The organism is Flagellimonas alvinocaridis (genome assembly GCF_004916895.1).
Taxonomy (GTDB): domain Bacteria; phylum Bacteroidota; class Bacteroidia; order Flavobacteriales; family Flavobacteriaceae; genus Flagellimonas; species Flagellimonas alvinocaridis.
The window spans coordinates 1-573 of record NZ_SNTZ01000059.1; the positions used below are offsets into that span (position 1 = coordinate 1).

At 36.1% G+C, this 573-nt stretch carries 1 protein-coding gene; it reads right to left on the reverse strand.

What is annotated here, in order from left to right:
- On the reverse strand, positions 1-480 hold a 480-nt coding region (gene rpsD, locus EZV76_RS17880), incomplete at its 3' end, for a 30S ribosomal protein S4 (protein WP_136567696.1).
- Between the last annotated feature and the right edge of the window lie 93 nt (positions 481-573).

Here is a 573-nt window from a genome sequence, read left to right on the forward strand (position 1 = left end):
CAATTCCTCCTGAGGGGAGGAATCAAGAGAATTCTGAATCAGAGCTCTGGATTTTTGTTCATCCCTTGCTGTAATAATATCTCGGGGTTTGCAACGATAACTTGGTATATCTACTATACGRCCATTAACGACAATATGTCGATGGTTAACTAATTGGCGAGCTCCGGGAATAGTYGAAGCCATACCCAATCGAAAAAGGATGTTATCCAAACGCATTTCAAGTAATTGTAATAAAACCTGACCTGTTGACCCYTTGGCTTTTCCGGCAATMCGAACRTATYTAAGTAATTGTCGTTCTGTAAGACCATAATGAAAACGCAATTTTTGTTTTTCTTCTAGACGAATACGATATTGAGATTTTTTCCCGGAACGCRTTTGRTTTCTAAGATCATTTACGGCTTTGGGCCTTTTATTAGTAAGTCCTGGTAAAGCTCCCAGGCGKCGTATTTTTTTKAAACGASGTCCTCGGTAACGAGACATAAAAMCTCCTTATTCTTKATTTATATTTATTTGAAATTTCATTTTACAGAATAAATCTAAAATAAAACTGAACTAAATTCTAAATGAAGTGAA